Source organism: Streptococcus equinus, assembly GCF_049393735.1.
GTDB lineage: Bacteria > Bacillota > Bacilli > Lactobacillales > Streptococcaceae > Streptococcus > Streptococcus equinus_G.
Window position 1 is genome coordinate 13,309 of the sequence record NZ_CP185946.1, and the last position, 26,846, is coordinate 40,154.

Below are 26,846 nucleotides of genomic sequence, written 5' to 3' on the forward strand. Positions count from 1 at the left end.
TATATGAAAAATAACAAAAATAATGGCTTTGTAAAAAATTCCTTTATCTATATTCTTGTCATTATTGCGGCGATTACCGCATTTCAATATTATTTAAGAGGAACAAGTACACAAAGCCAGCAAATTAATTACTCGACTTTAGTTAAACAAATTAAATCGGGTGATATTAAATCAATTACTTACCAGCCAAGCGGAAGTATCATCGAAGTAAGTGGTAAGTACAAAAAGGCTCAAAAAACAAAATCAAGTGCTTCACTTCCTTTTCTAGAAGGGGACACTTCAACTTCAGTTACTGAATTTACATCAATTATTTTACCAAGTGATTCTTCTATTGATTCGCTTACTAAAGCAGCAGAAAAAGCTGATGTTGATGTAAATATCAAACAAGAGAGCTCAAGCGGTACTTGGTTATCGTTGGCACTTACTTATCTTCCACTTATCTTAGTGATTGTTTTCTTCTTTATGATGATGAATCAAGGAGGAAATGGTGCTCGTGGAGCAATGAGCTTCGGTAAAAACCGAGCTAAATCACAACAAAAAGGTGATGTAAAAGTAAGATTCTCTGATGTTGCAGGTGCTGAAGAAGAAAAACAAGAACTTGTTGAAGTTGTTGATTTCTTGAAAAATCCTAAAAAATACAAAGCACTTGGAGCACGTATCCCGGCAGGTGTCCTTCTTGAAGGCCCTCCAGGAACAGGTAAAACACTTCTTGCAAAAGCCGTCGCCGGTGAAGCAGGCGTTCCATTTTTCTCAATTTCAGGTTCTGATTTTGTTGAGATGTTTGTTGGTGTAGGTGCAAGTCGTGTAAGATCCCTCTTTGAAGATGCTAAGAAGGCTGAACGTGCCATCATTTTCATCGATGAAATTGATGCTGTAGGTCGTCGCCGTGGTGCTGGTATGGGTGGCGGAAACGATGAACGTGAACAAACCCTCAACCAACTTCTTATCGAAATGGATGGTTTTGAAGGAAATGAAAATATCATCGTTATTGCTGCAACTAACCGTAGCGATGTGCTAGACCCTGCTCTTCTTCGTCCAGGACGTTTTGACCGTAAAATTCTTGTCGGTAGCCCAGATGTTAAGGGACGTGAAGCTATCCTTCGAGTGCATGCTAAAAATAAACCATTAGCAGAAGATGTTAACTTGAAAGTTGTCGCACAGCAAACCCCTGGATTTGTTGGTGCAGATCTTGAAAATGTCTTAAATGAAGCTGCTCTTGTTGCAGCTCGCCGCAATAAAACTAAAATTGATGCTTCAGATATTGATGAAGCTGAAGATAGAGTTATTGCTGGTCCATCTAAGAAAGATCGTACTATTTCGCAACGTGAGCGTGAAATGGTCGCATACCATGAAGCTGGACACACTATTGTTGGTTTAGTTCTCTCAAGTGCTCGCGTTGTACATAAAGTTACAATCGTTCCTCGAGGTCGTGCTGGAGGTTACATGATTGCTCTTCCAAAAGAAGATCAAATGCTTCACTCTAAGTCAGATCTTAAAGAACAATTAGCTGGTTTAATGGGTGGTCGAGTCGCTGAAGAAATTATCTTTAATGCACAAACAACAGGTGCATCAAATGACTTTGAACAAGCTACACAATTAGCTCGCGCAATGGTCACTGAGTATGGTATGAGTGAAAAACTTGGCCCAGTTCAATATGAGGGTAGTCATGCTATGATAGCAGGTCAATTATCACCAGAAAAATCATATTCACCTCAAACTGCACAATTGATTGATGATGAAGTCCGTGCACTTCTTAATGAAGCACGCAACAAAGCTGCTGATATCATCAATAATAATCGCGAAACTCATAAACTTATCGCAGAAGCACTTCTTAAATATGAAACTCTTGATGCTGCTCAGATTAAATCAATTTATGAAACAGGTAAAGTACCTGCTGAGTTAGAAGAAGATACTGAAGAAGCACATGCACTTTCATATGATGAGTTGAAAGAAAAGATGGATGATTCAGAAGAATAACTTTTGAACAAGTCTAAGACATCATATAAGCAAGAAAGAAGGCCGATTGGCCTTCTTTTTACTATATATATAATAGAACAAACAGCTGTAAAAGTGACCGAAATTGGGCTGATTACACGGTTTGAAAGGAAGAATAATATAAAATGAAAAACTTTTCAAAAAAGTGTTGACAGTGTAAGTTAAGTTTAGTATACTAATATAGCTGTCGCATGAGACAGCAAGAGTTTCTAAGAGGTTTTGAAAAACTTGAAAAAAGTTCTTGACAAATCCGTTTAGAAATGTTAAACTAATATAGCTGTTGTTTGAGAGAGAACGATGGCAATCAGATTTGAAACTTGTTTGAAAAAACTTTGAAAAAAGTGTTGACAACGAGAATTAAATTTGATAGAATATAGAAGTTGTCTCGAGTGAGACAAAGACCTTTGAAAACTGAACAATACGAACCAAACGTGCGGGTTACGAAAGTAACCTGTCAAAAAACGATAAATCTGTCAGTGACAGAATGAGAACAAGATTAAATGAGAGTTTGATCCTGGCTCAGGACGAACGCTGGCGGCGTGCCTAATACATGCAAGTAGAACGCTGAAGACTTTAGCTTGCTAAAGTTGGAAGAGTTGCGAACGGGTGAGTAACGCGTAGGTAACCTGCCTACTAGCGGGGGATAACTATTGGAAACGATAGCTAATACCGCATAACAGCATTTAACACATGTTAGATGCTTGAAAGGAGCAATTGCTTCACTAGTAGATGGACCTGCGTTGTATTAGCTAGTTGGTGAGGTAACGGCTCACCAAGGCGACGATACATAGCCGACCTGAGAGGGTGATCGGCCACACTGGGACTGAGACACGGCCCAGACTCCTACGGGAGGCAGCAGTAGGGAATCTTCGGCAATGGGGGCAACCCTGACCGAGCAACGCCGCGTGAGTGAAGAAGGTTTTCGGATCGTAAAGCTCTGTTGTAAGAGAAGAACGTGTGTGAGAGTGGAAAGTTCACACAGTGACGGTAACTTACCAGAAAGGGACGGCTAACTACGTGCCAGCAGCCGCGGTAATACGTAGGTCCCGAGCGTTGTCCGGATTTATTGGGCGTAAAGCGAGCGCAGGCGGTTTAATAAGTCTGAAGTTAAAGGCAGTGGCTTAACCATTGTTCGCTTTGGAAACTGTTAGACTTGAGTGCAGAAGGGGAGAGTGGAATTCCATGTGTAGCGGTGAAATGCGTAGATATATGGAGGAACACCGGTGGCGAAAGCGGCTCTCTGGTCTGTAACTGACGCTGAGGCTCGAAAGCGTGGGGAGCAAACAGGATTAGATACCCTGGTAGTCCACGCCGTAAACGATGAGTGCTAGGTGTTAGGCCCTTTCCGGGGCTTAGTGCCGCAGCTAACGCATTAAGCACTCCGCCTGGGGAGTACGACCGCAAGGTTGAAACTCAAAGGAATTGACGGGGGCCCGCACAAGCGGTGGAGCATGTGGTTTAATTCGAAGCAACGCGAAGAACCTTACCAGGTCTTGACATCCCGATGCTATTCCTAGAGATAGGAAGTTTCTTCGGAACATCGGTGACAGGTGGTGCATGGTTGTCGTCAGCTCGTGTCGTGAGATGTTGGGTTAAGTCCCGCAACGAGCGCAACCCCTATTGTTAGTTGCCATCATTAAGTTGGGCACTCTAGCGAGACTGCCGGTAATAAACCGGAGGAAGGTGGGGATGACGTCAAATCATCATGCCCCTTATGACCTGGGCTACACACGTGCTACAATGGTTGGTACAACGAGTCGCGAGTCGGTGACGGCAAGCAAATCTCTTAAAGCCAATCTCAGTTCGGATTGTAGGCTGCAACTCGCCTACATGAAGTCGGAATCGCTAGTAATCGCGGATCAGCACGCCGCGGTGAATACGTTCCCGGGCCTTGTACACACCGCCCGTCACACCACGAGAGTTTGTAACACCCGAAGTCGGTGAGGTAACCTTTTGGAGCCAGCCGCCTAAGGTGGGATAGATGATTGGGGTGAAGTCGTAACAAGGTAGCCGTATCGGAAGGTGCGGCTGGATCACCTCCTTTCTAAGGATAAACGGAAGCACGTTTGGAGTATTGTTTAGTTTTGAGAGGTCTTGTGGGGCCTTAGCTCAGCTGGGAGAGCGCCTGCTTTGCACGCAGGAGGTCAGCGGTTCGATCCCGCTAGGCTCCATTGAATCGAAAGATTCAAAGATTGTCCATTGAAAATTGAATATCTATATCAAATTCCACGATTCAAGAAATTGAATTGTAGATAGTAACAAGAAATAAACCGAAACGCTGTGATTTAATGAGTTTAAGGTCAACAGACCAAAATAAGGTTAAGTTAATAAGGGCGCACGGTGGATGCCTTGGCACTAGAAGCCGATGAAGGACGTGACTAACGACGAAATGCTTTGGGGAGTTGTAAGTAAACATTGATCCAGAGATGTCCGAATGGGGGAACCCGGCATGTAATGCATGTCACTCATTACTGTTAAGGTAATGTAGAGGAAGACGCAGTGAACTGAAACATCTAAGTAGCTGCAGGAAGAGAAAGCAAACGCGATTGCCTTAGTAGCGGCGAGCGAAAAGGTAAGAGGGCAAACCGATGTGTTTACACATCGGGGTTGTAGGACTGCGTTGTGGGACGACAAGATTATAGAAGAATTACCTGGGAAGGTAAGCCAAAGAGAGTAACAGCCTCGTATTCGAAATAGTCTTTAACCCTAGCAGTATCCTGAGTACGGCGAGACACGAGAAATCTCGTCGGAATCTGGGAGGACCATCTCCTAACCCTAAATACTCTCTAGTGACCGATAGTGAACCAGTACCGTGAGGGAAAGGTGAAAAGCACCCCGGGAGGGGAGTGAAATAGAACCTGAAACCGTGTGCCTACAACAAGTTCGAGCCCGTTAATGGGTGAGAGCGTGCCTTTTGTAGAATGAACCGGCGAGTTACGATATGATGCGAGGTTAAGTTGAAGAGACGGAGCCGTAGGGAAACCGAGTCTTAATAGGGCGACTTAGTATCATGTCGTAGACCCGAAACCATGTGACCTACCCATGAGCAGGGTGAAGGTGAGGTAAAACTCACTGGAGGCCCGAACCAGGGCACGTTGAAAAGTGCTTGGATGACTTGTGGGTAGCGGAGAAATTCCAAACGAACTTGGAGATAGCTGGTTCTCTCCGAAATAGCTTTAGGGCTAGCGTCGATGTTAAGTCTCTTGGAGGTAGAGCACTGTTTGATTGAGGGGTCCATCCCGGATTACCAATATCAGATAAACTCCGAATGCCAACGAGATATAATCGGCAGTCAGACTGCGAGTGCTAAGATCCGTAGTCGAAAGGGAAACAGCCCAGACCACCAGCTAAGGTCCCAAAATATATGTTAAGTGGAAAAGGATGTGGGGTTGCACAGACAACTAGGATGTTAGCTTAGAAGCAGCTATTCATTCAAAGAGTGCGTAATAGCTCACTAGTCGAGTGACCCTGCGCCGAAAATGTACCGGGGCTAAAACATATTACCGAAGCTGTGGATACCTTTTAGGTATGGTAGGAGAGCGTTCTATGTGTGATGAAGGTGTACCGTGAGGAGCGCTGGAACGCATAGAAGTGAGAATGCCGGTATGAGTAGCGAAAGACAGGTGAGAATCCTGTCCACCGTATGACTAAGGTTTCCAGGGGAAGGCTCGTCCTCCCTGGGTTAGTCGGGACCTAAGGAGAGACCGAAAGGTGTATCCGATGGACAACAGGTTGATATTCCTGTACTAGAGTATATAGTGATGGAGGGACGCAGTAGGCTAACTAAAGCGTGCGATTGGAAGTGCACGTCTAAGCAGTGAGGTGTGATATGAGTCAAATGCTTATATCTATAACATTGAGCTGTGATGGGGAGCGAAGTTAAGTAGCGAAGTTAGTGATGTCACACTGCCAAGAAAAGCTTCTAGCGTTAATTATACTCTACCCGTACCGCAAACCGACACAGGTAGTCGAGGCGAGTAGCCTCAGGTGAGCGAGAGAACTCTCGTTAAGGAACTCGGCAAAATGGCCCCGTAACTTCGGGAGAAGGGGCGCTGGCTTTAAGTCAGCCGCAGTGAATAGGCCCAAGCAACTGTTTATCAAAAACACAGCTCTCTGCTAAATCGTAAGATGATGTATAGGGGGTGACGCCTGCCCGGTGCTGGAAGGTTAAGAGGAGCGCTTAGCATTAGCGAAGGTGTGAATTGAAGCCCCAGTAAACGGCGGCCGTAACTATAACGGTCCTAAGGTAGCGAAATTCCTTGTCGGGTAAGTTCCGACCCGCACGAAAGGCGTAATGATTTGGGCACTGTCTCAACGAGAGACTCGGTGAAATTTTAGTACCTGTGAAGATGCAGGTTACCCGCGACAGGACGGAAAGACCCCATGGAGCTTTACTGCAGTTTGATATTGAGTATCTGTACCACATGTACAGGATAGGTAGGAGCCTATGAAATCGGGACGCTAGTTTCGGTGGAGGCGTTGTTGGGATACTACCCTTGTGTTATGGCTACTCTAACCCAGATAGGTTATCCCTATCGGAGACAGTGTCTGACGGGCAGTTTGACTGGGGCGGTCGCCTCCTAAAAGGTAACGGAGGCGCCCAAAGGTTCCCTCAGAATGGTTGGAAATCATTCGCAGAGTGTAAAGGTATAAGGGAGCTTGACTGCGAGAGCTACAACTCGAGCAGGGACGAAAGTCGGGCTTAGTGATCCGGTGGTTCCGCATGGAAGGGCCATCGCTCAACGGATAAAAGCTACCCTGGGGATAACAGGCTTATCTCCCCCAAGAGTTCACATCGACGGGGAGGTTTGGCACCTCGATGTCGGCTCGTCGCATCCTGGGGCTGTAGTCGGTCCCAAGGGTTGGGCTGTTCGCCCATTAAAGCGGCACGCGAGCTGGGTTCAGAACGTCGTGAGACAGTTCGGTCCCTATCCGTCGCGGGCGTAGGAAATTTGAGAGGATCTGCTCCTAGTACGAGAGGACCAGAGTGGACTTACCGCTGGTGTACCAGTTGTCTTGCCAAAGGCATCGCTGGGTAGCTATGTAGGGAAGGGATAAACGCTGAAAGCATCTAAGTGTGAAGCCCACCTCAAGATGAGATTTCCCATGATTTTATATCAGTAAGAGCCCTGAGAGATGATCAGGTAGATAGGTTAGAAGTGTAAGTGTGGTGACACATGTAGCGGACTAATACTAATAGCTCGAGGACTTATCCAAAAAAGAAACGAGTCAATATTGACAGCGAGTCGGTTTCTTGTTAGAATATATAGGTATTCAATTTTGATTGGATAATCAATCATAGTTAAGTGACGATAGCCTAGGAGATACACCTGTTCCCATGCCGAACACAGAAGTTAAGCCCTAGCACGCCTGATGTAGTTGGGGGTTGCCCCCTGTTAGATATGGTAGTCGCTTAGCAAAAGGGAGTTTAGCTCAGCTGGGAGAGCATCTGCCTTACAAGCAGAGGGTCAGCGGTTCGATCCCGTTAACTCCCATTTACAATGGTATATAAACCAAAAGGTCCCGTGGTGTAGCGGTTATCACGTCGCCCTGTCACGGCGAAGATCGCGGGTTCGATTCCCGTCGGGACCGTTTGACTCGTTAGCTCAGTTGGTAGAGCATCTGACTTTTAATCAGAGGGTCACTGGTTCGAGCCCAGTACGGGTCATATTAATATGCGGGTTTGGCGGAATTGGCAGACGCACCAGATTTAGGATCTGGCGCTTAACGGCGTGGGGGTTCAAGTCCCTTAACCCGCATTAAATAAGAAGTTGCCGGCTTAGCTCAGTTGGTAGAGCATCTGATTTGTAATCAGAGGGTCGCGTGTTCAAGTCATGTAGCCGGCATATAAGGATACTCTTTATGCGAACGTAGTTCAGTGGTAGAACATCACCTTGCCAAGGTGGGGGTCGCGGGTTCGAACCCCGTCGTTCGCTTGTTAGAGGCCGGGGTGGCGGAACTGGCAGACGCACAGGACTTAAAATCCTGCGAAGGGTAACCTTCGTACCGGTTCGATTCCGGTCCTCGGCAGTATACAATTTAATATTATGATGCACCCTTGGCTCAACTGGATAGAGTACCTGACTACGAATCAGGCGGTTGCAGGTTCGAATCCTGCAGGGTGCATAATTTCGGGAAGTAGCTCAGCTTGGTAGAGCACTTGGTTTGGGACCAAGGGGTCGCAGGTTCGAATCCTGTCTTCCCGATGTGAATTCTTGAAATTCACAAAGACCTTTGAAAACTGAACAATACGAACCAAACGTGCGGGTTACGAAAGTAACCTGTCAAAAAACGATAAATCTGTCAGTGACAGAATGAGAACAAGATTAAATGAGAGTTTGATCCTGGCTCAGGACGAACGCTGGCGGCGTGCCTAATACATGCAAGTAGAACGCTGAAGACTTTAGCTTGCTAAAGTTGGAAGAGTTGCGAACGGGTGAGTAACGCGTAGGTAACCTGCCTACTAGCGGGGGATAACTATTGGAAACGATAGCTAATACCGCATAACAGCATTTAACACATGTTAGATGCTTGAAAGGAGCAATTGCTTCACTAGTAGATGGACCTGCGTTGTATTAGCTAGTTGGTGAGGTAACGGCTCACCAAGGCGACGATACATAGCCGACCTGAGAGGGTGATCGGCCACACTGGGACTGAGACACGGCCCAGACTCCTACGGGAGGCAGCAGTAGGGAATCTTCGGCAATGGGGGCAACCCTGACCGAGCAACGCCGCGTGAGTGAAGAAGGTTTTCGGATCGTAAAGCTCTGTTGTAAGAGAAGAACGTGTGTGAGAGTGGAAAGTTCACACAGTGACGGTAACTTACCAGAAAGGGACGGCTAACTACGTGCCAGCAGCCGCGGTAATACGTAGGTCCCGAGCGTTGTCCGGATTTATTGGGCGTAAAGCGAGCGCAGGCGGTTTAATAAGTCTGAAGTTAAAGGCAGTGGCTTAACCATTGTTCGCTTTGGAAACTGTTAGACTTGAGTGCAGAAGGGGAGAGTGGAATTCCATGTGTAGCGGTGAAATGCGTAGATATATGGAGGAACACCGGTGGCGAAAGCGGCTCTCTGGTCTGTAACTGACGCTGAGGCTCGAAAGCGTGGGGAGCAAACAGGATTAGATACCCTGGTAGTCCACGCCGTAAACGATGAGTGCTAGGTGTTAGGCCCTTTCCGGGGCTTAGTGCCGCAGCTAACGCATTAAGCACTCCGCCTGGGGAGTACGACCGCAAGGTTGAAACTCAAAGGAATTGACGGGGGCCCGCACAAGCGGTGGAGCATGTGGTTTAATTCGAAGCAACGCGAAGAACCTTACCAGGTCTTGACATCCCGATGCTATTCCTAGAGATAGGAAGTTTCTTCGGAACATCGGTGACAGGTGGTGCATGGTTGTCGTCAGCTCGTGTCGTGAGATGTTGGGTTAAGTCCCGCAACGAGCGCAACCCCTATTGTTAGTTGCCATCATTAAGTTGGGCACTCTAGCGAGACTGCCGGTAATAAACCGGAGGAAGGTGGGGATGACGTCAAATCATCATGCCCCTTATGACCTGGGCTACACACGTGCTACAATGGTTGGTACAACGAGTCGCGAGTCGGTGACGGCAAGCAAATCTCTTAAAGCCAATCTCAGTTCGGATTGTAGGCTGCAACTCGCCTACATGAAGTCGGAATCGCTAGTAATCGCGGATCAGCACGCCGCGGTGAATACGTTCCCGGGCCTTGTACACACCGCCCGTCACACCACGAGAGTTTGTAACACCCGAAGTCGGTGAGGTAACCTTTTGGAGCCAGCCGCCTAAGGTGGGATAGATGATTGGGGTGAAGTCGTAACAAGGTAGCCGTATCGGAAGGTGCGGCTGGATCACCTCCTTTCTAAGGATAAACGGAAGCACGTTTGGAGTATTGTTTAGTTTTGAGAGGTCTTGTGGGGCCTTAGCTCAGCTGGGAGAGCGCCTGCTTTGCACGCAGGAGGTCAGCGGTTCGATCCCGCTAGGCTCCATTGAATCGAAAGATTCAAAGATTGTCCATTGAAAATTGAATATCTATATCAAATTCCACGATTCAAGAAATTGAATTGTAGATAGTAACAAGAAATAAACCGAAACGCTGTGATTTAATGAGTTTAAGGTCAACAGACCAAAATAAGGTTAAGTTAATAAGGGCGCACGGTGGATGCCTTGGCACTAGAAGCCGATGAAGGACGTGACTAACGACGAAATGCTTTGGGGAGTTGTAAGTAAACATTGATCCAGAGATGTCCGAATGGGGGAACCCGGCATGTAATGCATGTCACTCATTACTGTTAAGGTAATGTAGAGGAAGACGCAGTGAACTGAAACATCTAAGTAGCTGCAGGAAGAGAAAGCAAACGCGATTGCCTTAGTAGCGGCGAGCGAAAAGGTAAGAGGGCAAACCGATGTGTTTACACATCGGGGTTGTAGGACTGCGTTGTGGGACGACAAGATTATAGAAGAATTACCTGGGAAGGTAAGCCAAAGAGAGTAACAGCCTCGTATTCGAAATAGTCTTTAACCCTAGCAGTATCCTGAGTACGGCGAGACACGAGAAATCTCGTCGGAATCTGGGAGGACCATCTCCTAACCCTAAATACTCTCTAGTGACCGATAGTGAACCAGTACCGTGAGGGAAAGGTGAAAAGCACCCCGGGAGGGGAGTGAAATAGAACCTGAAACCGTGTGCCTACAACAAGTTCGAGCCCGTTAATGGGTGAGAGCGTGCCTTTTGTAGAATGAACCGGCGAGTTACGATATGATGCGAGGTTAAGTTGAAGAGACGGAGCCGTAGGGAAACCGAGTCTTAATAGGGCGACTTAGTATCATGTCGTAGACCCGAAACCATGTGACCTACCCATGAGCAGGGTGAAGGTGAGGTAAAACTCACTGGAGGCCCGAACCAGGGCACGTTGAAAAGTGCTTGGATGACTTGTGGGTAGCGGAGAAATTCCAAACGAACTTGGAGATAGCTGGTTCTCTCCGAAATAGCTTTAGGGCTAGCGTCGATGTTAAGTCTCTTGGAGGTAGAGCACTGTTTGATTGAGGGGTCCATCCCGGATTACCAATATCAGATAAACTCCGAATGCCAACGAGATATAATCGGCAGTCAGACTGCGAGTGCTAAGATCCGTAGTCGAAAGGGAAACAGCCCAGACCACCAGCTAAGGTCCCAAAATATATGTTAAGTGGAAAAGGATGTGGGGTTGCACAGACAACTAGGATGTTAGCTTAGAAGCAGCTATTCATTCAAAGAGTGCGTAATAGCTCACTAGTCGAGTGACCCTGCGCCGAAAATGTACCGGGGCTAAAACATATTACCGAAGCTGTGGATACCTTTTAGGTATGGTAGGAGAGCGTTCTATGTGTGATGAAGGTGTACCGTGAGGAGCGCTGGAACGCATAGAAGTGAGAATGCCGGTATGAGTAGCGAAAGACAGGTGAGAATCCTGTCCACCGTATGACTAAGGTTTCCAGGGGAAGGCTCGTCCTCCCTGGGTTAGTCGGGACCTAAGGAGAGACCGAAAGGTGTATCCGATGGACAACAGGTTGATATTCCTGTACTAGAGTATATAGTGATGGAGGGACGCAGTAGGCTAACTAAAGCGTGCGATTGGAAGTGCACGTCTAAGCAGTGAGGTGTGATATGAGTCAAATGCTTATATCTATAACATTGAGCTGTGATGGGGAGCGAAGTTAAGTAGCGAAGTTAGTGATGTCACACTGCCAAGAAAAGCTTCTAGCGTTAATTATACTCTACCCGTACCGCAAACCGACACAGGTAGTCGAGGCGAGTAGCCTCAGGTGAGCGAGAGAACTCTCGTTAAGGAACTCGGCAAAATGGCCCCGTAACTTCGGGAGAAGGGGCGCTGGCTTTAAGTCAGCCGCAGTGAATAGGCCCAAGCAACTGTTTATCAAAAACACAGCTCTCTGCTAAATCGTAAGATGATGTATAGGGGGTGACGCCTGCCCGGTGCTGGAAGGTTAAGAGGAGCGCTTAGCATTAGCGAAGGTGTGAATTGAAGCCCCAGTAAACGGCGGCCGTAACTATAACGGTCCTAAGGTAGCGAAATTCCTTGTCGGGTAAGTTCCGACCCGCACGAAAGGCGTAATGATTTGGGCACTGTCTCAACGAGAGACTCGGTGAAATTTTAGTACCTGTGAAGATGCAGGTTACCCGCGACAGGACGGAAAGACCCCATGGAGCTTTACTGCAGTTTGATATTGAGTATCTGTACCACATGTACAGGATAGGTAGGAGCCTATGAAATCGGGACGCTAGTTTCGGTGGAGGCGTTGTTGGGATACTACCCTTGTGTTATGGCTACTCTAACCCAGATAGGTTATCCCTATCGGAGACAGTGTCTGACGGGCAGTTTGACTGGGGCGGTCGCCTCCTAAAAGGTAACGGAGGCGCCCAAAGGTTCCCTCAGAATGGTTGGAAATCATTCGCAGAGTGTAAAGGTATAAGGGAGCTTGACTGCGAGAGCTACAACTCGAGCAGGGACGAAAGTCGGGCTTAGTGATCCGGTGGTTCCGCATGGAAGGGCCATCGCTCAACGGATAAAAGCTACCCTGGGGATAACAGGCTTATCTCCCCCAAGAGTTCACATCGACGGGGAGGTTTGGCACCTCGATGTCGGCTCGTCGCATCCTGGGGCTGTAGTCGGTCCCAAGGGTTGGGCTGTTCGCCCATTAAAGCGGCACGCGAGCTGGGTTCAGAACGTCGTGAGACAGTTCGGTCCCTATCCGTCGCGGGCGTAGGAAATTTGAGAGGATCTGCTCCTAGTACGAGAGGACCAGAGTGGACTTACCGCTGGTGTACCAGTTGTCTTGCCAAAGGCATCGCTGGGTAGCTATGTAGGGAAGGGATAAACGCTGAAAGCATCTAAGTGTGAAGCCCACCTCAAGATGAGATTTCCCATGATTTTATATCAGTAAGAGCCCTGAGAGATGATCAGGTAGATAGGTTAGAAGTGTAAGTGTGGTGACACATGTAGCGGACTAATACTAATAGCTCGAGGACTTATCCAAAAAAGAAACGAGTCAATATTGACAGCGAGTCGGTTTCTTGTTAGAATATATAGGTATTCAATTTTGATTGGATAATCAATCATAGTTAAGTGACGATAGCCTAGGAGATACACCTGTTCCCATGCCGAACACAGAAGTTAAGCCCTAGCACGCCTGATGTAGTTGGGGGTTGCCCCCTGTTAGATATGGTAGTCGCTTAGCAAAAGGGAGTTTAGCTCAGCTGGGAGAGCATCTGCCTTACAAGCAGAGGGTCAGCGGTTCGATCCCGTTAACTCCCATTTACAATGGTATATAAACCAAAAGGTCCCGTGGTGTAGCGGTTATCACGTCGCCCTGTCACGGCGAAGATCGCGGGTTCGATTCCCGTCGGGACCGTTTGACTCGTTAGCTCAGTTGGTAGAGCATCTGACTTTTAATCAGAGGGTCACTGGTTCGAGCCCAGTACGGGTCATATTAATATGCGGGTTTGGCGGAATTGGCAGACGCACCAGATTTAGGATCTGGCGCTTAACGGCGTGGGGGTTCAAGTCCCTTAACCCGCATTAAATAAGAAGTTGCCGGCTTAGCTCAGTTGGTAGAGCATCTGATTTGTAATCAGAGGGTCGCGTGTTCAAGTCATGTAGCCGGCATATAAGGATACTCTTTATGCGAACGTAGTTCAGTGGTAGAACATCACCTTGCCAAGGTGGGGGTCGCGGGTTCGAACCCCGTCGTTCGCTTGTTAGAGGCCGGGGTGGCGGAACTGGCAGACGCACAGGACTTAAAATCCTGCGAAGGGTAACCTTCGTACCGGTTCGATTCCGGTCCTCGGCAGTATACAATTTAATATTATGATGCACCCTTGGCTCAACTGGATAGAGTACCTGACTACGAATCAGGCGGTTGCAGGTTCGAATCCTGCAGGGTGCATAATTTCGGGAAGTAGCTCAGCTTGGTAGAGCACTTGGTTTGGGACCAAGGGGTCGCAGGTTCGAATCCTGTCTTCCCGATTGATGGCGGTGTAGCTCAGCTGGCTAGAGCGTCCGGTTCATACCCGGGAGGTCGGGGGTTCGATCCCCTTCGCCGCTATAGATGATATATGGATGACTTTGGACCTTTAGCTCAACTGGTTAGAGCACTCGGCTCATAACCGAGCGGTCGTAGGTTCGAGTCCTACAAGGTCCATATTGATTTGAATTTTTATTTTGGAGGATTACCCAAGTCCGGCTGAAGGGAACGGTCTTGAAAACCGTCAGGCGTGTAAAAGCGTGCGTGGGTTCGAATCCCACATCCTCCTTTATATTGTTAGCGCGGGATGGAGCAGCTCGGTAGCTCGTCGGGCTCATAACCCGAAGGTCGTAGGTTCAAATCCTGCTCCCGCAATAGAAGGCTCGGTAGCTCAGTTGGTAGAGCAATGGATTGAAGCTCCATGTGTCGGCGGTTCGATTCCGTCTCGCGCCATTTAGTTGAATAATATTATGCGGGTGTAGTTTAGTGGTAAAACTACAGCCTTCCAAGCTGTTGTCGCGAGTTCGATTCTCGTCACCCGCTTTTTATTTTTATATTGGTTATTCCAAGTTTCATGGGCGCATAGCTCAGCTGGTTAGAGCGCACGCCTGATAAGCGTGAGGTCGGTGGTTCGAGTCCACTTGTGCCCATACATGGAATGGAGAATTACTCAAGAGGCTGAAGAGGACGGTTTGCTAAATCGTTAGGTCGGGTAACTGGCGCAAGGGTTCGAATCCCTTATTCTCCGTGCTATTTTCAAACGAGTTATCTTTTGATATCTCGTTTATTTTTATATTCTAAGTTAGTTGGTGCGCAATCTTGAAAAAATTAAGAGTCTCACGTTTCGTTTTCTTCGCTGTTGTGATTTTGTTGATTTTGTCATTTTCATTATCGCTACTTTTCAGAAATTTAGGTGTTATTTCGGTGATTTCGTCGCCGATTAGAAGTGTTGTTGCTAGGGTTGATTCTGTTGTTTCTGCTCCATTTAGGTCATTAGGATCTTTAAATGAAGATATTCATGATTTATTTGATACTTATTCTGAAAATAAAAAATTGAAGAAAAAAGTTGCTGAACTTGAGAATCAAAGTGAAGAAATTGCATCATTAAAAACTGAGAATGATCAATTAAATAATGCTATTAATGCTGCTTCCTCAATTACAACTCAGTTTTCTGCAACAGGAAAAGTTATAGTTAGAAGTCCTGTTTCTTGGTATGAGTCTTTGACGGTTAAGATTGGGAAGGATAAAAACGTTGCTAAAAAAATGTTAGCACTCTCTAATGGAGGGCTTATAGGTGTTGTTGATGATGTTGATTCTTCGACATCAAATATCGCACTTTTAGCTAATGGTTCTGATTTTAGTATCCCTGTCAAGATATCTACTGCTTCAGGAGATCTTTATGGAATTTTAGAATCATATGATTCAGAAAAGAAGTGTTTTGTAGTTTCTAACCTTAATTCTTCTGCAGATGTTGTTGAGGGTGATAGTGTTGCGACGAGTGGTCTTGATGGTGATACTGTAGCTAATATTTCAGTTGGTTCAGTTTCTAGCGTCAAGAATAGTTCTGAAAATTTAGAGCGTGTTGTTTATGTTAAACCGACAGCAGATTTCTCTGATATTTCTTATGTAACAGTGGTTGGTGATTAATGTGGCGTTTTTAAAAAACAGATATTTTTTACTTTTTACACTTTTCCTATTGATGTTAGTTGATGGTCAGTTTTCCTATCTAATGAGTTCTGTCTTTACATACCATGTGACGATTAGCAGTCATTTACTTTTACTGGCTATTATATATTTCTACCATAATCAGACTAAGTATTTTACTATATTTAGCTCTTTGGTTCTTGGTGGATTATATGATATTTACTATTTGAATAGAATCGGGATTGTTGTTCTTTTATTGCCGTTTTTAGTAATTTTTACTAATAGTATTACTAAGACTATTTTCTCTAGTAATTTTCAAACATTAACATTCTTTATTATTGTTTTATTTGTGTTTGAAATTGTTGGAGATGTTTGTGCGGTATTACTGGGGATGACAACGTTAACAATAGCTAATTTTATTGCTTATGGTTTTGCGCCAACACTGATTTTCAATATTTTGTTGTATTTGATATTTCAAAAATTGTTTAAAAAAGTATATTTTAATGCTTAGATTACCATAACAAAACATAAATGTAACAATCACGTAATATTACTTGCGTGATTTTTTGGTAAAATAATAATGTCTTATCAAAAAGGAGTAGTTTAATTAATATGAAAAAAAGAATTTTATCAGCTGTTCTTGTCAGTGGTGTAACACTAGGGACAGCAGCCGTAACTGTAAATGCGGATGATTTTGATACACAAATTGCTGCACAGGATGCTGTAATCAGTAACCTGACTTCTGAGCAAGCTGCAGCACAAAGCCAAGTTGATGCAATCCAAACTCAAGTGTCTTCTCTTCAATCACAACAAGCTGAATTGGAAGCACAAAATGCACAACTTGAAGCTGAATCTCAAAAATTGAGCGAAGAAATTCAAGTTCTTTCAAGCAAAATTGTTGCTCGTAACGAAACTTTGAAAAACCAAGCTCGTAATGCTCAAAAGAACGTTTCAGCTACTAGCTACATTAACACAATCTTGAACTCTAAATCAGTTTCTGATGCTATTAACCGTGTTCAAGCTATTCGTGAAGTAGTTGCTGCAAACAAAAAAATGCTTGATGAACAAGAAGCAGATAAAGCTGCTATTGAACAAAAACAAGCAGAAAACCAAGAAGCTATCAACACTGTAGCTGCTAACAAAGCAACTATCGAACAAAACCAAGCTGCTTTGGCAACACAACAAGCTGAATTGGAAGCTGCACAATTGAACCTTTCAGCTCAATTGGCAACTGCTGAAGATGAACGTGCTAACCTTGTAGCTCAAAAAGAAGCTGCTGAACAAGCTGCTGCTGAAGCCGCTGCAGCACAAGCCGCTGCTGAAGCACAAGCTGCTGCCGAAGCACAAGCACAAGCAGAATCTGTAGCACAAGCACAAGCTGCTGTTCAAAACAATACAGCTACAACTGATACAACTACAGATACTTCAGCTCAAGATTCAACAGCTGCACAACCAGCTGCTACAACACCAGCACAACCAGCTGCTGCTACACCAGCACAAAGTACTTCAACAGCTGCACAATCAACAGCAGCTACACCAGCACAAACTACAACAGCTTCAAAACCAGCTGCTACAACAACTGCTACTAAATCTTCATCAGTATCAGCATCAGTTAATACAGCAGGTAACTCTTACCCAGTTGGTCAATGTACTTGGGGTGTTAAATCACTTGCTTCTTGGGTTGGTAACTATTGGGGTAACGCAAACCAATGGATTGCTAGTGCACAAGCTGCAGGTCACTCTGTAGGTACTACACCACAAGCTGGTGCAGTAGCTGTATGGCCATATGATGGTGGTGGATACGGACACGTTGCTTACGTAACATCTGTTCAAAGTTCAACAAATATCCAAGTTATGGAAGCTAACTACGCTGGTAATTCTTCAATCGGTAACTACCGTGGATGGTTTAACCCAACTTCATCAACTTGGGGTGGCGGTACTGTCTACTACATTTACCAATAATAAATCTGTGAGAGGGGTAGCTCCCTCTCTTTTTTATTTCCTTGTATTTAAGCGGATTTAACGCATTTGTCATTGAAAAAAAGCCGAAAAAACGTTAAAATGGTAAAGGATAAAAACTTTGGAGGAAATCATGTCTTATTCTGATTTAAAATTGTTTGCCTTATCGTCAAACAAAGAATTAGCAGAAAAAGTAGCTTCGGCTATGGGAATTCAGCTCGGAAAATCATCTGTACGTCAATTTTCTGATGGTGAAATCCAAGTCAATATTGAAGAATCAATTCGCGGCGACCATGTCTTTATTTTGCAATCAACTAGCTCACCAGTTAACAATAATTTGATGGAAATCTTAATCATGGTTGATGCCCTTAAACGTGCTAGTGCTGAAAAAATTAGCGTTGTTATTCCTTATTACGGTTATGCACGTCAAGACCGTAAAGCTCGTTCACGCGAACCGATTACATCTAAATTAGTAGCAAATATGCTTGAAGTAGCAGGTGTTGACCGTCTTTTGACTGTTGATTTGCACGCTGCTCAAATTCAAGGCTTCTTTGATATTCCAGTTGATCATTTGATGGGTGCACCATTGATCGCTGATTATTTCGATCGTCACGGATTGGTTGGGGACGATGTTGTTGTTGTTAGTCCTGACCACGGTGGTGTGACACGTGCTCGTAAATTGGCACACTTCCTCCAAACACCGATTGCTATCATTGATAAACGTCGTAGTGTTACAAAAATGAATACCAGTGAAGTTATGCACATCATTGGTAATGTTAAAGGTAAAAAATGTATCTTGATTGATGACATGATCGATACTGCAGGTACAATTTGTCACGCAGCTGATGCTCTTGCTGAAGCTGGTGCAACAGAAGTTTACGCTTCATGTACTCACCCAGTTCTTTCAGGTCCAGCTCTTGATAACATTCAAAACTCAGCTATTAAGAAATTGGTAGTTTTGGATACAATTTATCTTCCAGAAGAACGTTTGATTGATAAAATTGAACAAATTTCTATTGCAGAATTAATTGCAGAAGCAATTACTCGCATTCATGAAAAACGTCCATTGTCACCATTGTTTGAAGTGGGAGTTAGCGACCGTTAATAATTAATTTTAGAGTAAGTAAAAAATCGTTGGTTTTTCTACCAGCGATTTTTATTTTGAATTGTACACATGTGGACAACTTTCGGAAATCTTTTCTATCAGGATGCTGTGGATAAATCAAAAAAGTGTAGAATTATTAGAATTATTATGTATAATAGATGTAATTAGATTTTTGAGGTGAAACTATGAGTTTAACAGATCGTTTTAATAAAAATTTAGATAAAATTGAAGTGTCGTTGATTCGTCAATTTGATCAATCAATTTCGGATGTACCAGGGATTATGAAACTGACTCTTGGTGAGCCTGATTTTACAACACCTGATCATGTTAAAGAGGCAGCTAAGGCTGCGATTGATGCCAATCAGTCTCATTATACTGGTATGGCTGGTTTACCTGCTCTGCGTCAAGCTGCAGCTGATTTTGTAAAAACAAAGTATAATTTGTCATACAACCCTGACAATGAAATTTTGGTTACAATTGGAGCTACTGAAGCTCTATCAGCTACATTGACTGCTATTTTAGAACCTGGTGATACAGTTCTTTTGCCAGCGCCAGCTTATCCAGGTTATGAACCGATTGCTAATCTTGTGGGAGCTGAAATTGTTGAAATTGATACAACTGATAATGATTTTGTTTTGACGCCAGAAATGCTTGAAAAAGCAATTTTAGAACAAGGTGATAAGCTAAAAGCGGTTTTGCTAAATTATCCAACGAATCCGACTGGTGTGACTTATTCACGTAAACAAATCAAAGAGTTGGCTGATGTGCTCAAGAAATATGATGTTTTTGTAATTTCTGATGAAGTTTATGCTGAGTTGACTTATAGTAATGAACCTCACGTATCGATTGCTGAGTACCTTCCAGAACAAACTATTTTGATTAATGGTCTGTCTAAATCTCATGCCATGACTGGTTGGCGAATAGGTTTGATTTTTGCGCCTGCTGTCTTCACTGCTCAGTTGATTAAGAGTCACCAATATTTGGTAACGGCTGCAGCGACGATGGCACAATTTGCGGCTATTGAAGCTCTTTCTGTTGGTAAAGATGATGCTCTTCCAATGAAAGCTGAGTATTTGAAACGTCGTGATTATATTATGGATAAAATGTCTGCTCTTGGATTTAAGATTATTAAACCAGATGGAGCTTTCTATATCTTTGCCAAAATTCCTGCTGGTTATGAACAAGATTCATTTAAATTCTGTCAAAGTTTCGCGCGTGAAAAGGCTGTTGCCTTTATCCCAGGTGTAGCCTTTGGTCAGTACGGTGAAGGTTATGTTCGTTTATCTTACGCAGCTAGCATGGAAACAATCACTACAGCGATGGATCGTTTGAAAGAATTTATGGAAGAACATGCAAACTAAAGAAACTTATGGCCTTGTCCTTTATAATCGTAATTATCGCGAGGATGACAAACTAGTTAAGATTTTTACAGAAACAGATGGAAAGCATATGTTTTTTGTGAGACATGCGGGAAAATCTCGTTTTAATTCTGTGATTCAGCCGTTGACCATTGCTAAATTTATCGTGAAGATTAACGACAATGGTTTATCGTTCATCGAGGATTATAAGGAAGTAGCTTCGTTTAAGGAAATCAATGCTGATTTATTTAAGTTGTCATACGCTTCTTATGTAACTTCTTTGGCTGATGCTGCTGTGCCTGATAATGTAGCAGATTCACAGTTGTTTGCTTTTTTGAACAAGACTTTATCTTTGATGGAAGAGGGGCTTGATTATGAAATCTTGACGAATATCTTTGAGATTCAGATTTTGGAGCGCTTCGGTATTAGTTTGAATCTGCATGAATGTGCATTTTGTCATCGTGTAGGACTTCCTTTTGATTTTTCTCATAAGTACACTGGCTTGCTTTGTCCAGAGCATTATCCAAAAGATGAGCATCGAAGTCATGTTGATCCGAATATGCTTTATCTCCTTGATCGTTTTCAAGCTATTCAATTTGATGAGTTAAAAACGATTTCAGTTAAACCTGAAATGAAACGAAAATTGCGTTTGTTTATAGATGATATCTATGACAACTATGTCGGTGTTCGATTGAAGAGTAAAAAGTTCATCGATGATTTAGGTTCTTGGGGAAATATCATGAAATAAAGGTCACTTGATAAACACTTTTTGATGTGTTTGTCAGGTGGCTTTTTTCTGAAAGTTGCTCTGCTATTTTCGAAAAATGAAAAAAATCTCGAATCATGCTATAATAAAGCGATAATGTTTTGTGAGGAAATTCATATGAAAAAAATTGCTATTGATGCTATGGGCGGCGATAATGCTCCTAAAGCTATTGTTGAAGGAGTCAATCGTGCCGTAGCCGAATTCTCAGATATTGAGGTTCAACTTTATGGAGATGAAGCAAAAATTAAAAAATATTTGACAGCGACAGAGCGCGTGTCAATCATTCATACAGATGAAAAAATTAATTCAGACGATGAGCCAGCTAAGGCAATTCGTCGTAAAAAGAAAGCAAGTATGGTGCTTGGTGCCAAAGCTGTTAAAGAAGGTGAAGCAGATGCTGTTATTTCTGCAGGAAATACAGGTGCTCTTCTAGCAGCAGGCTTGTTTGTTGTTGGACGTATTAAAGGGATTGATCGTCCAGGTCTTATGTCTACATTACCAACTTTGGATGGCAAAGGATATGACATGTTAGACCTTGGTGCTAATGCTGAAAATACACCAAAACATTTGCATCAGTATGCTATCTTAGGTTCATTTTATGCTAAGAATGTTCGTGGGATTGATAAACCGCGTGTTGGTTTGCTTAATAACGGGACAGAATCTACTAAAGGTGATCCACTTCACAAGGAAACTTATGCTTTGTTAGCTGAAGATGACACGTTGAATTTTGTTGGAAATGTTGAAGCGCGTGATTTGATGAATGGTGTTGCTGATGTTGTGGTATCAGATGGTTTCACAGGAAATGCTGTTCTTAAAACAATGGAAGGAACTGCCCTCAATATTATGGGAGCTTTGAAATCTTCTATTAAATCAGGTGGACTTAAGGCAAAATTGGGAGCTCTTTTATTGAAAGACAGCTTGTATAGTTTGAAAGATACTATGGATTATTCAAGTGCTGGTGGAGCTGTTCTTTTTGGACTTAAAGCACCTGTTGTGAAATGCCATGGTTCAAGTGATGCGCAAGCAGTTTATTATACGATTAGACAAGCTCGTAAGATGTTGGATACTAATGTTGTAGGTCAATTAGTAGAAGCATTCACACCGAAAGATTAACGAAAAGGGAGGATGAGATGACAAAAGAGGCTATTTTTGAAAGGATTAGTTTCATCATTAAGGAGCAAATGAATAAGCCTGATTTGGAGATTACACAAACAACGAGTCTCCACGATGATTTGGGAGTTGATTCTATTGCTTTGACAGAATTTGTTATCAATCTTGAAGATGAGTTCCATTTGGAAATCCCTGATGAAGATGTTGAAGACATGAAATGTATGGGAGAAATGATGGAATATCTCTATAATAGAGTAAAATAAAGAAAAACGTTCGCAAAAAGCGGACGTTTTTAATTTTATTTTATTAAAAAGTCTGTTAAATGTTGAAATTGGTTTGAGCATGTGATAAAATTTAGTAGAATAAAAGCGAAAGGCGAACAAAAACATGTCACGACAACTAATTTATACGGGAAAAGCTAAAGATATTTACACAACATCAGAAGATGAGAACTTGATTATTTCGGTCTACAAAGACCAAGCTACTATGCTTAATGGTGCTCGAAAAGAGACTATTAAAGGTAAAGGCGTTCTTAATAATCAAATCTCATCTTTAATTTTTACAAAATTGAATGAAGCAGGAGTAGCCACTCACTTTGTTAAACAATTGTCAGAAACCGAACAATTGAACAAAAAAGTTGATATTGTTCCTCTTGAAGTTGTTTTACGTAATGTCACTGCAGGTTCATTCTCAAAACGTTTTGGTGTTGAAGAAGGTATTAAATTAGATACACCGATTGTTGAGTTCTACTACAAAAATGATGAATTGGATGATCCATTCATCAATGATGAACACGTGAAATTCCTTGGAATTGCAAGTGAAGAAGACATTGCTTACATCAAAGCTGAAACACGTCGTATTAACGAACTTTTGAAAGATTGGTTCAAACAAATCGGTCTTACTTTGATTGATTTCAAATTGGAATTTGGTAAAGACAAAGATGGCAAAATTATTCTTGCTGATGAATTTTCACCAGATAACTGCCGCCTTTGGGATGCTGAAGGTCACCACATGGATAAAGACGTTTTCCGTCGTGACTTGGGTAGTTTGACTGATGTTTACGAAGTGGTTCTTGAAAAATTAAAAGGACTTGACTAAGTAATTGCGATTTCTAGAGTGTCAAAAGAATTTCTAAAAAGGGTAAAAAATGAATAAACGAATTTTCGTTGAGAAAAAATCAAATTTCAACATCAAAGCTCAAGCGCTTGTTAAAGAACTTAAACATAATCTTCAGTTAACAAGTTTGACTGATTTACGTATCGTTCAAGTGTATGATGTTTTTGGATTAGCAGACTCACTTTTTGAACGTGCTGAAAAACATATCTTTTCTGAACAAGTTACAGATAATATCTTGGCAGAAGATGAAGTAGTTGCTGAACTTGCTAATTATGCTTTCTTTGCTATTGAGTCACTTCCTGGTCAATTTGACCAACGTGCAGCTTCATCACAAGAAGCATTGCTCCTTCTTGGTAGCAGCAGTGATGTGACAGTTAATACAGCGCAGCTTTATCTTGTGAATAAAGATATTGATACTGCTGAACTTGATGCGGTTAAGAATTATCTTCTTAATCCTGTTGATTCTCGTTTTAAAGATATTACGACAGGTATTGCGCCTCAAGCATTTTCAGAATCAGACAAAACAATTCCAACTCTTGATTTCTTCCAAACTTATACGGCAGCTGAATTTGCTGATTATAAAGCTGAGCAAGGTTTGGCGATGGAAGTTGATGACCTTGTCTTCATCCAAGATTATTTCAAATCAATTGGGCGCGTGCCAACTGAAACTGAATTGAAAGTTTTAGATACTTACTGGTCTGACCACTGTCGTCACACAACGTTTGAAACTGAGCTTAAACATATTGATTTCTCAGCGTCTAAATTCCAAAAACAATTGCAAGCAACTTATGACAAATACATTGCTATGCGTGATGAACTAGGTCGCTCTGAAAAACCACAAACATTGATGGATATGGCGACTATCTTTGGTCGTTATGAACGTGCTAATGGTCGTTTGGATGACATGGAAGTTTCAGATGAAATCAATGCATGTTCTGTTGAAATTGAAGTTGATGTGAATGGTGTCAAAGAACCTTGGCTTTTGATGTTCAAGAATGAAACACACAACCACCCAACAGAAATCGAACCATTCGGTGGTGCGGCAACATGTATCGGTGGTGCAATCCGTGACCCATTGTCAGGACGTTCATATGTTTATCAAGCAATGCGTATCTCAGGTGCTGGAGACATCACAACACCAATCTCAGAAACTCGTCTTGGTAAATTGCCACAACAAGTAATTTCAAAAACAGCAGCTCACGGTTATTCTTCATATGGTAACCAAATCGGTCTTGCAACAACTTACGTTAAAGAATATTTCCACCCAGGGTTTGTCGCTAAACGTATGGAACTAGGTGCCGTTGTCGGTGCAGCTCCTAAAGGTAATGTTGTTCGTGAAAAACCAGAAGCTGGCGATGTTGTCATCCTTCTCGGTGGTAAAACTGGTCGTGATGGTGTCGGCGGTGCAACTGGTTCATCTAAAGTTCAAACGGTAGAATCTGTTGAAACAGCTGGTGCAGAAGTTCAAAAAGGTAACGCCATTGAAGAACGTAAAATCCAACGTCTCTTCCGTAATGGTAATGTGACCCGCCTTATCAAAAAATCAAATGACTTTGGTGCTGGTGGTGTCTGTGTTGCAATCGGTGAATTGGCAGACGGACTTGAAATTGACCTTAACAAAGTACCTTTGAAATACCAAGGTCTTAACGGAACTGAAATTGCTATTTCAGAGTCACAAGAACGTATGGCAGTTGTGGTTCGTCCAAAAGACGTTGATGCTTTCGTAGAGGAATGCCACAAAGAAAATATTGATGCTGTAGTGGTTGCGACAGTTACTGAAAAACCAAACCTTGTCATGACTTGGAATGGTCAAACAATCGTTGATATTGAACGTCGTTTCCTTGATACAAATGGTGTGCGCGTGGTTGTTGATGCAAATGTCGTTGACAGAACAGTTGATATGCCAGAACAACGCACAACATCAGTAGCAACTCTTGAAGCTGATGTTGTAAATGTTCTTTCTGACCTTAACCACGCTAGTCAAAAAGGTTTGCAAACTATCTTTGATAGTTCAGTTGGTCGTTCAACAGTTAACCATCCAATTGGTGGTCGTTACCAAATCACTCCAACAGAAAGTTCTGTTCAAAAACTTCCTGTTCAAAATGGTGTTACAACAACAGCTTCTGTCATGGCACAAGGGTTCAACCCATATATCGCTGAATGGTCACCATATCACGGTGCAGCATACGCTGTGATTGAAGCAACAGCTCGCTTGGTAGCAACTGGTGCTAACTGGTCTAAGGCGCGCTTCTCTTACCAAGAATATTTCCAACGTATGGATAAAAAAGCTGAACGTTTTGGTCAACCAGTTTCAGCCCTTCTTGGTTCAATCGAAGCACAAATCCAACTTGGTTTGCCATCAATCGGTGGTAAAGACTCAATGTCTGGTACGTTTGAAGAATTGACAGTGCCACCAACATTGGTTGCCTTTGGTGTGACAACAGCAGATAGCCGTAATGTTCTTTCACCAGAATTTAAAGCAGCTGGAGAAAATGTTTACTACATTCCAGGACAAGCTATTTCACAAGATATTGATTTTGATTTGATTAAAGCTAATTTCGCTAAATTTGAAGCGATTCAAAAAGCGCATCATATCACATCAGCTTCAGCTGTTAAATATGGTGGTGTGATGGAAAGCCTAGCAATTGCTAGCTTTGGTAATCACATCGGTGCTAAGGTTGAATTGGCAGAGCTTGCTACTAGCTTGACAGCTCAACTCGGTGGCTTCATCTTTACATCTGCTGAAGAAATTGCTGACGCAGTTAAAATCGGTGAAACAACAGCTGACTTTACACTTACTGTCAATGGTGTCAACCTTGCTGGTGAAAAACTTCTTTCAGCCTTTGAAGGAACACTTGAAGAAGTTTACCCAACTGAGTTTGAACAAAGTACTAAACTTGAAGAAGTTCCAGCAGTAGCCTCAGATGCAGTTATCAAAGCAAGTCAAAAAGTTGCTGAACCACTCGTTTATATCCCAGTCTTCCCTGGTACTAACTCAGAGTATGATTCAGCTAAAGCTTTTGAACAAGCTGGTGCAAAAGTTAATTTGGTTCCATTTGTCACACTTAATGAAGCAGCAATTGAAGCATCAGTTGACACAATGGTTGACAACATCAATAAAGCTAACATCATCTTCTTTGCTGGTGGGTTCTCTGCCGCTGATGAACCAGATGGCTCAGCTAAATTCATCGTCAACATCTTGCTCAACCAAAAAGTTCGCGCTGCTATTGATAGCTTTATCGAAAAAGGTGGTCTTATCATCGGTATCTGTAATGGATTCCAAGCCCTTGTTAAATCAGGTCTTCTTCCATACGGTAACTTTGAAGATGCTACTGAAACAAGTCCAACTCTTTTCTACAATGATGCTAACCAACACGTTGCGAAAATGGTTGAAACACGTATTGCTAATACGAACTCACCTTGGCTTGCTGGAGTTGAAGTTGGTGATGTTTATGCTATCCCAGTTTCACACGGTGAAGGTAAATTTGTTGTGACTGATGAAGAGTTCGCTGAACTTCGTGACAACGGACAAATCTTTAGCCAATACGTTGACTTTGATGGTAAACCAAGCATGGATTCTAAATACAATCCAAATGGTTCTGTTAATGCTATCGAAGGTATCACAAGCAAGAACGGACAAATCATCGGTAAGATGGGACACTCAGAACGTTATGAAGATGGTCTTTTCCAAAATATTCCTGGAAATAAAGACCAACACTTGTTCCGTAGCGCTGTTGAGTATTTCACTAAAGCTTAATA

11 protein-coding genes, 28 tRNA genes and 6 rRNA genes are annotated in these 26,846 nt (G+C 43.1%); all 45 read left to right on the plus strand.

Annotation, left to right across the window (positions count from 1 at the left end):
- Nucleotides 1-3 precede the first annotated feature (3 nt).
- The 45 genes from ftsH (at nt 4) to ACNTMY_RS00290 (ending at nt 26,844) form a co-directional block, all read left to right on the plus strand.
- Nucleotides 4-1,977 (plus strand): ATP-dependent zinc metalloprotease FtsH, encoded by a 1,974-nt coding sequence (gene ftsH, locus ACNTMY_RS00070; protein ID WP_423216259.1) that lies wholly within the window; start codon nt 4-6, stop codon nt 1,975-1,977.
- A 514-nt stretch (nt 1,978-2,491) separates the two neighbouring features.
- Nucleotides 2,492-4,039 (plus strand): 16S ribosomal RNA (locus ACNTMY_RS00075).
- Nucleotides 4,040-4,093: 54 nt separating this feature from the next.
- Nucleotides 4,094-4,166, plus strand: a tRNA-Ala gene (locus ACNTMY_RS00080).
- Between the two features lie 146 nt (nt 4,167-4,312).
- Nucleotides 4,313-7,212: ribosomal RNA gene (locus tag ACNTMY_RS00085) — 23S ribosomal RNA — on the plus strand.
- A gap of 85 nt (nt 7,213-7,297) precedes the next feature.
- Nucleotides 7,298-7,413 (plus strand): 5S ribosomal RNA (gene rrf, locus ACNTMY_RS00090).
- Nucleotides 7,414-7,417: 4 nt separating this feature from the next.
- Nucleotides 7,418-7,490 (plus strand) — tRNA-Val (locus ACNTMY_RS00095).
- Nucleotides 7,491-7,514: 24 nt separating this feature from the next.
- A tRNA-Asp gene (locus tag ACNTMY_RS00100) sits at nt 7,515-7,587 on the plus strand.
- A 3-nt stretch (nt 7,588-7,590) separates the two neighbouring features.
- Nucleotides 7,591-7,663: transfer RNA gene (locus ACNTMY_RS00105), tRNA-Lys, on the plus strand.
- Between the two features lie 9 nt (nt 7,664-7,672).
- Nucleotides 7,673-7,754 (plus strand) — tRNA-Leu (locus tag ACNTMY_RS00110).
- Between the two features lie 14 nt (nt 7,755-7,768).
- Nucleotides 7,769-7,841: transfer RNA gene (locus ACNTMY_RS00115), tRNA-Thr, on the plus strand.
- Nucleotides 7,842-7,859: 18 nt separating this feature from the next.
- Nucleotides 7,860-7,931 (plus strand) — tRNA-Gly (locus ACNTMY_RS00120).
- An 8-nt stretch (nt 7,932-7,939) separates the two neighbouring features.
- Nucleotides 7,940-8,025, plus strand: a tRNA-Leu gene (locus ACNTMY_RS00125).
- 22 nt (nt 8,026-8,047) lie between these two features.
- Nucleotides 8,048-8,121 (plus strand) — tRNA-Arg (locus ACNTMY_RS00130).
- Between the two features lie 6 nt (nt 8,122-8,127).
- Nucleotides 8,128-8,201, plus strand: a tRNA-Pro gene (locus ACNTMY_RS00135).
- A 120-nt stretch (nt 8,202-8,321) separates the two neighbouring features.
- Nucleotides 8,322-9,869 (plus strand): 16S ribosomal RNA (locus ACNTMY_RS00140).
- Nucleotides 9,870-9,923: 54 nt separating this feature from the next.
- Nucleotides 9,924-9,996 (plus strand) — tRNA-Ala (locus ACNTMY_RS00145).
- 146 nt (nt 9,997-10,142) lie between these two features.
- Nucleotides 10,143-13,042: ribosomal RNA gene (locus ACNTMY_RS00150) — 23S ribosomal RNA — on the plus strand.
- An 85-nt stretch (nt 13,043-13,127) separates the two neighbouring features.
- Nucleotides 13,128-13,243 (plus strand): 5S ribosomal RNA (gene rrf / locus ACNTMY_RS00155).
- Together the 16S, 23S and 5S rRNA genes with 28 tRNA genes alongside form the textbook arrangement of a ribosomal RNA operon.
- 4 nt (nt 13,244-13,247) lie before the next feature.
- Nucleotides 13,248-13,320 (plus strand) — tRNA-Val (locus ACNTMY_RS00160).
- A 24-nt stretch (nt 13,321-13,344) separates the two neighbouring features.
- Nucleotides 13,345-13,417, plus strand: a tRNA-Asp gene (locus tag ACNTMY_RS00165).
- Between the two features lie 3 nt (nt 13,418-13,420).
- Nucleotides 13,421-13,493 (plus strand) — tRNA-Lys (locus ACNTMY_RS00170).
- A gap of 9 nt (nt 13,494-13,502) precedes the next feature.
- Nucleotides 13,503-13,584, plus strand: a tRNA-Leu gene (locus ACNTMY_RS00175).
- Between the two features lie 14 nt (nt 13,585-13,598).
- Nucleotides 13,599-13,671 (plus strand) — tRNA-Thr (locus ACNTMY_RS00180).
- 18 nt (nt 13,672-13,689) lie between these two features.
- Nucleotides 13,690-13,761, plus strand: a tRNA-Gly gene (locus tag ACNTMY_RS00185).
- A gap of 8 nt (nt 13,762-13,769) precedes the next feature.
- Nucleotides 13,770-13,855 (plus strand) — tRNA-Leu (locus tag ACNTMY_RS00190).
- Nucleotides 13,856-13,877: 22 nt separating this feature from the next.
- Nucleotides 13,878-13,951, plus strand: a tRNA-Arg gene (locus ACNTMY_RS00195).
- A gap of 6 nt (nt 13,952-13,957) precedes the next feature.
- A tRNA-Pro gene (locus ACNTMY_RS00200) sits at nt 13,958-14,031 on the plus strand.
- A 5-nt stretch (nt 14,032-14,036) separates the two neighbouring features.
- Nucleotides 14,037-14,110: transfer RNA gene (locus ACNTMY_RS00205), tRNA-Met, on the plus strand.
- A 22-nt stretch (nt 14,111-14,132) separates the two neighbouring features.
- A tRNA-Ile gene (locus tag ACNTMY_RS00210) sits at nt 14,133-14,206 on the plus strand.
- A gap of 22 nt (nt 14,207-14,228) precedes the next feature.
- A tRNA-Ser gene (locus ACNTMY_RS00215) sits at nt 14,229-14,318 on the plus strand.
- A 12-nt stretch (nt 14,319-14,330) separates the two neighbouring features.
- Nucleotides 14,331-14,404 (plus strand) — tRNA-Met (locus ACNTMY_RS00220).
- 5 nt (nt 14,405-14,409) lie between these two features.
- Nucleotides 14,410-14,482 (plus strand) — tRNA-Phe (locus tag ACNTMY_RS00225).
- Nucleotides 14,483-14,501: 19 nt separating this feature from the next.
- Nucleotides 14,502-14,572, plus strand: a tRNA-Gly gene (locus ACNTMY_RS00230).
- 33 nt (nt 14,573-14,605) lie between these two features.
- A tRNA-Ile gene (locus tag ACNTMY_RS00235) sits at nt 14,606-14,679 on the plus strand.
- 10 nt (nt 14,680-14,689) lie between these two features.
- A tRNA-Ser gene (locus ACNTMY_RS00240) sits at nt 14,690-14,777 on the plus strand.
- Between the two features lie 71 nt (nt 14,778-14,848).
- The gene (mreC, locus tag ACNTMY_RS00245) at nt 14,849-15,676 is read left to right on the plus strand and encodes a rod shape-determining protein MreC (RefSeq protein ID WP_423216260.1); all 828 of its coding nucleotides are present in this window, start codon (nt 14,849-14,851) and stop codon (nt 15,674-15,676) included.
- Nucleotides 15,669-16,184, plus strand: a complete 516-nt coding sequence (mreD, locus tag ACNTMY_RS00250; RefSeq protein ID WP_423216261.1) for a rod shape-determining protein MreD — start codon at nt 15,669-15,671, stop codon at nt 16,182-16,184. Before mreC ends, mreD begins: the two co-directional genes overlap by 8 nt.
- 101 nt (nt 16,185-16,285) lie before the next feature.
- Nucleotides 16,286-17,635: a PcsB-like coiled-coil domain-containing protein gene (locus tag ACNTMY_RS00255; protein ID WP_423216262.1), complete on the plus strand. Its 1,350-nt coding sequence runs from the start codon at nt 16,286-16,288 to the stop codon at nt 17,633-17,635.
- Between the two features lie 130 nt (nt 17,636-17,765).
- Entirely contained in the window at nt 17,766-18,737 is a 972-nt protein-coding gene (locus tag ACNTMY_RS00260; RefSeq protein WP_423216263.1) for a ribose-phosphate diphosphokinase, read from the plus strand.
- Nucleotides 18,738-18,922: 185 nt separating this feature from the next.
- Complete coding sequence (locus tag ACNTMY_RS00265; protein WP_074863881.1) at nt 18,923-20,098, plus strand: pyridoxal phosphate-dependent aminotransferase; 1,176 nt, start codon at nt 18,923-18,925, stop codon at nt 20,096-20,098.
- Nucleotides 20,088-20,843, plus strand: a complete 756-nt coding sequence (gene recO / locus ACNTMY_RS00270; protein ID WP_423216264.1) for a DNA repair protein RecO — start codon at nt 20,088-20,090, stop codon at nt 20,841-20,843. Before ACNTMY_RS00265 ends, recO begins: the two co-directional genes overlap by 11 nt.
- Nucleotides 20,844-20,978: 135 nt before the next feature.
- Entirely contained in the window at nt 20,979-21,974 is a 996-nt protein-coding gene (plsX, locus tag ACNTMY_RS00275) for a phosphate acyltransferase PlsX (RefSeq protein ID WP_287970155.1), read from the plus strand.
- A gap of 17 nt (nt 21,975-21,991) precedes the next feature.
- The gene (locus ACNTMY_RS00280; protein WP_003067281.1) at nt 21,992-22,234 is read left to right on the plus strand and encodes an acyl carrier protein; all 243 of its coding nucleotides are present in this window, start codon (nt 21,992-21,994) and stop codon (nt 22,232-22,234) included.
- A 124-nt stretch (nt 22,235-22,358) separates the two neighbouring features.
- Nucleotides 22,359-23,069, plus strand: a complete 711-nt coding sequence (gene purC / locus ACNTMY_RS00285; protein ID WP_021141386.1) for a phosphoribosylaminoimidazolesuccinocarboxamide synthase — start codon at nt 22,359-22,361, stop codon at nt 23,067-23,069.
- Nucleotides 23,070-23,118: 49 nt separating this feature from the next.
- Complete coding sequence (locus ACNTMY_RS00290) at nt 23,119-26,844, plus strand: phosphoribosylformylglycinamidine synthase (protein ID WP_423216265.1); 3,726 nt, start codon at nt 23,119-23,121, stop codon at nt 26,842-26,844.
- Nucleotides 26,845-26,846: the final 2 nt, after the last annotated feature.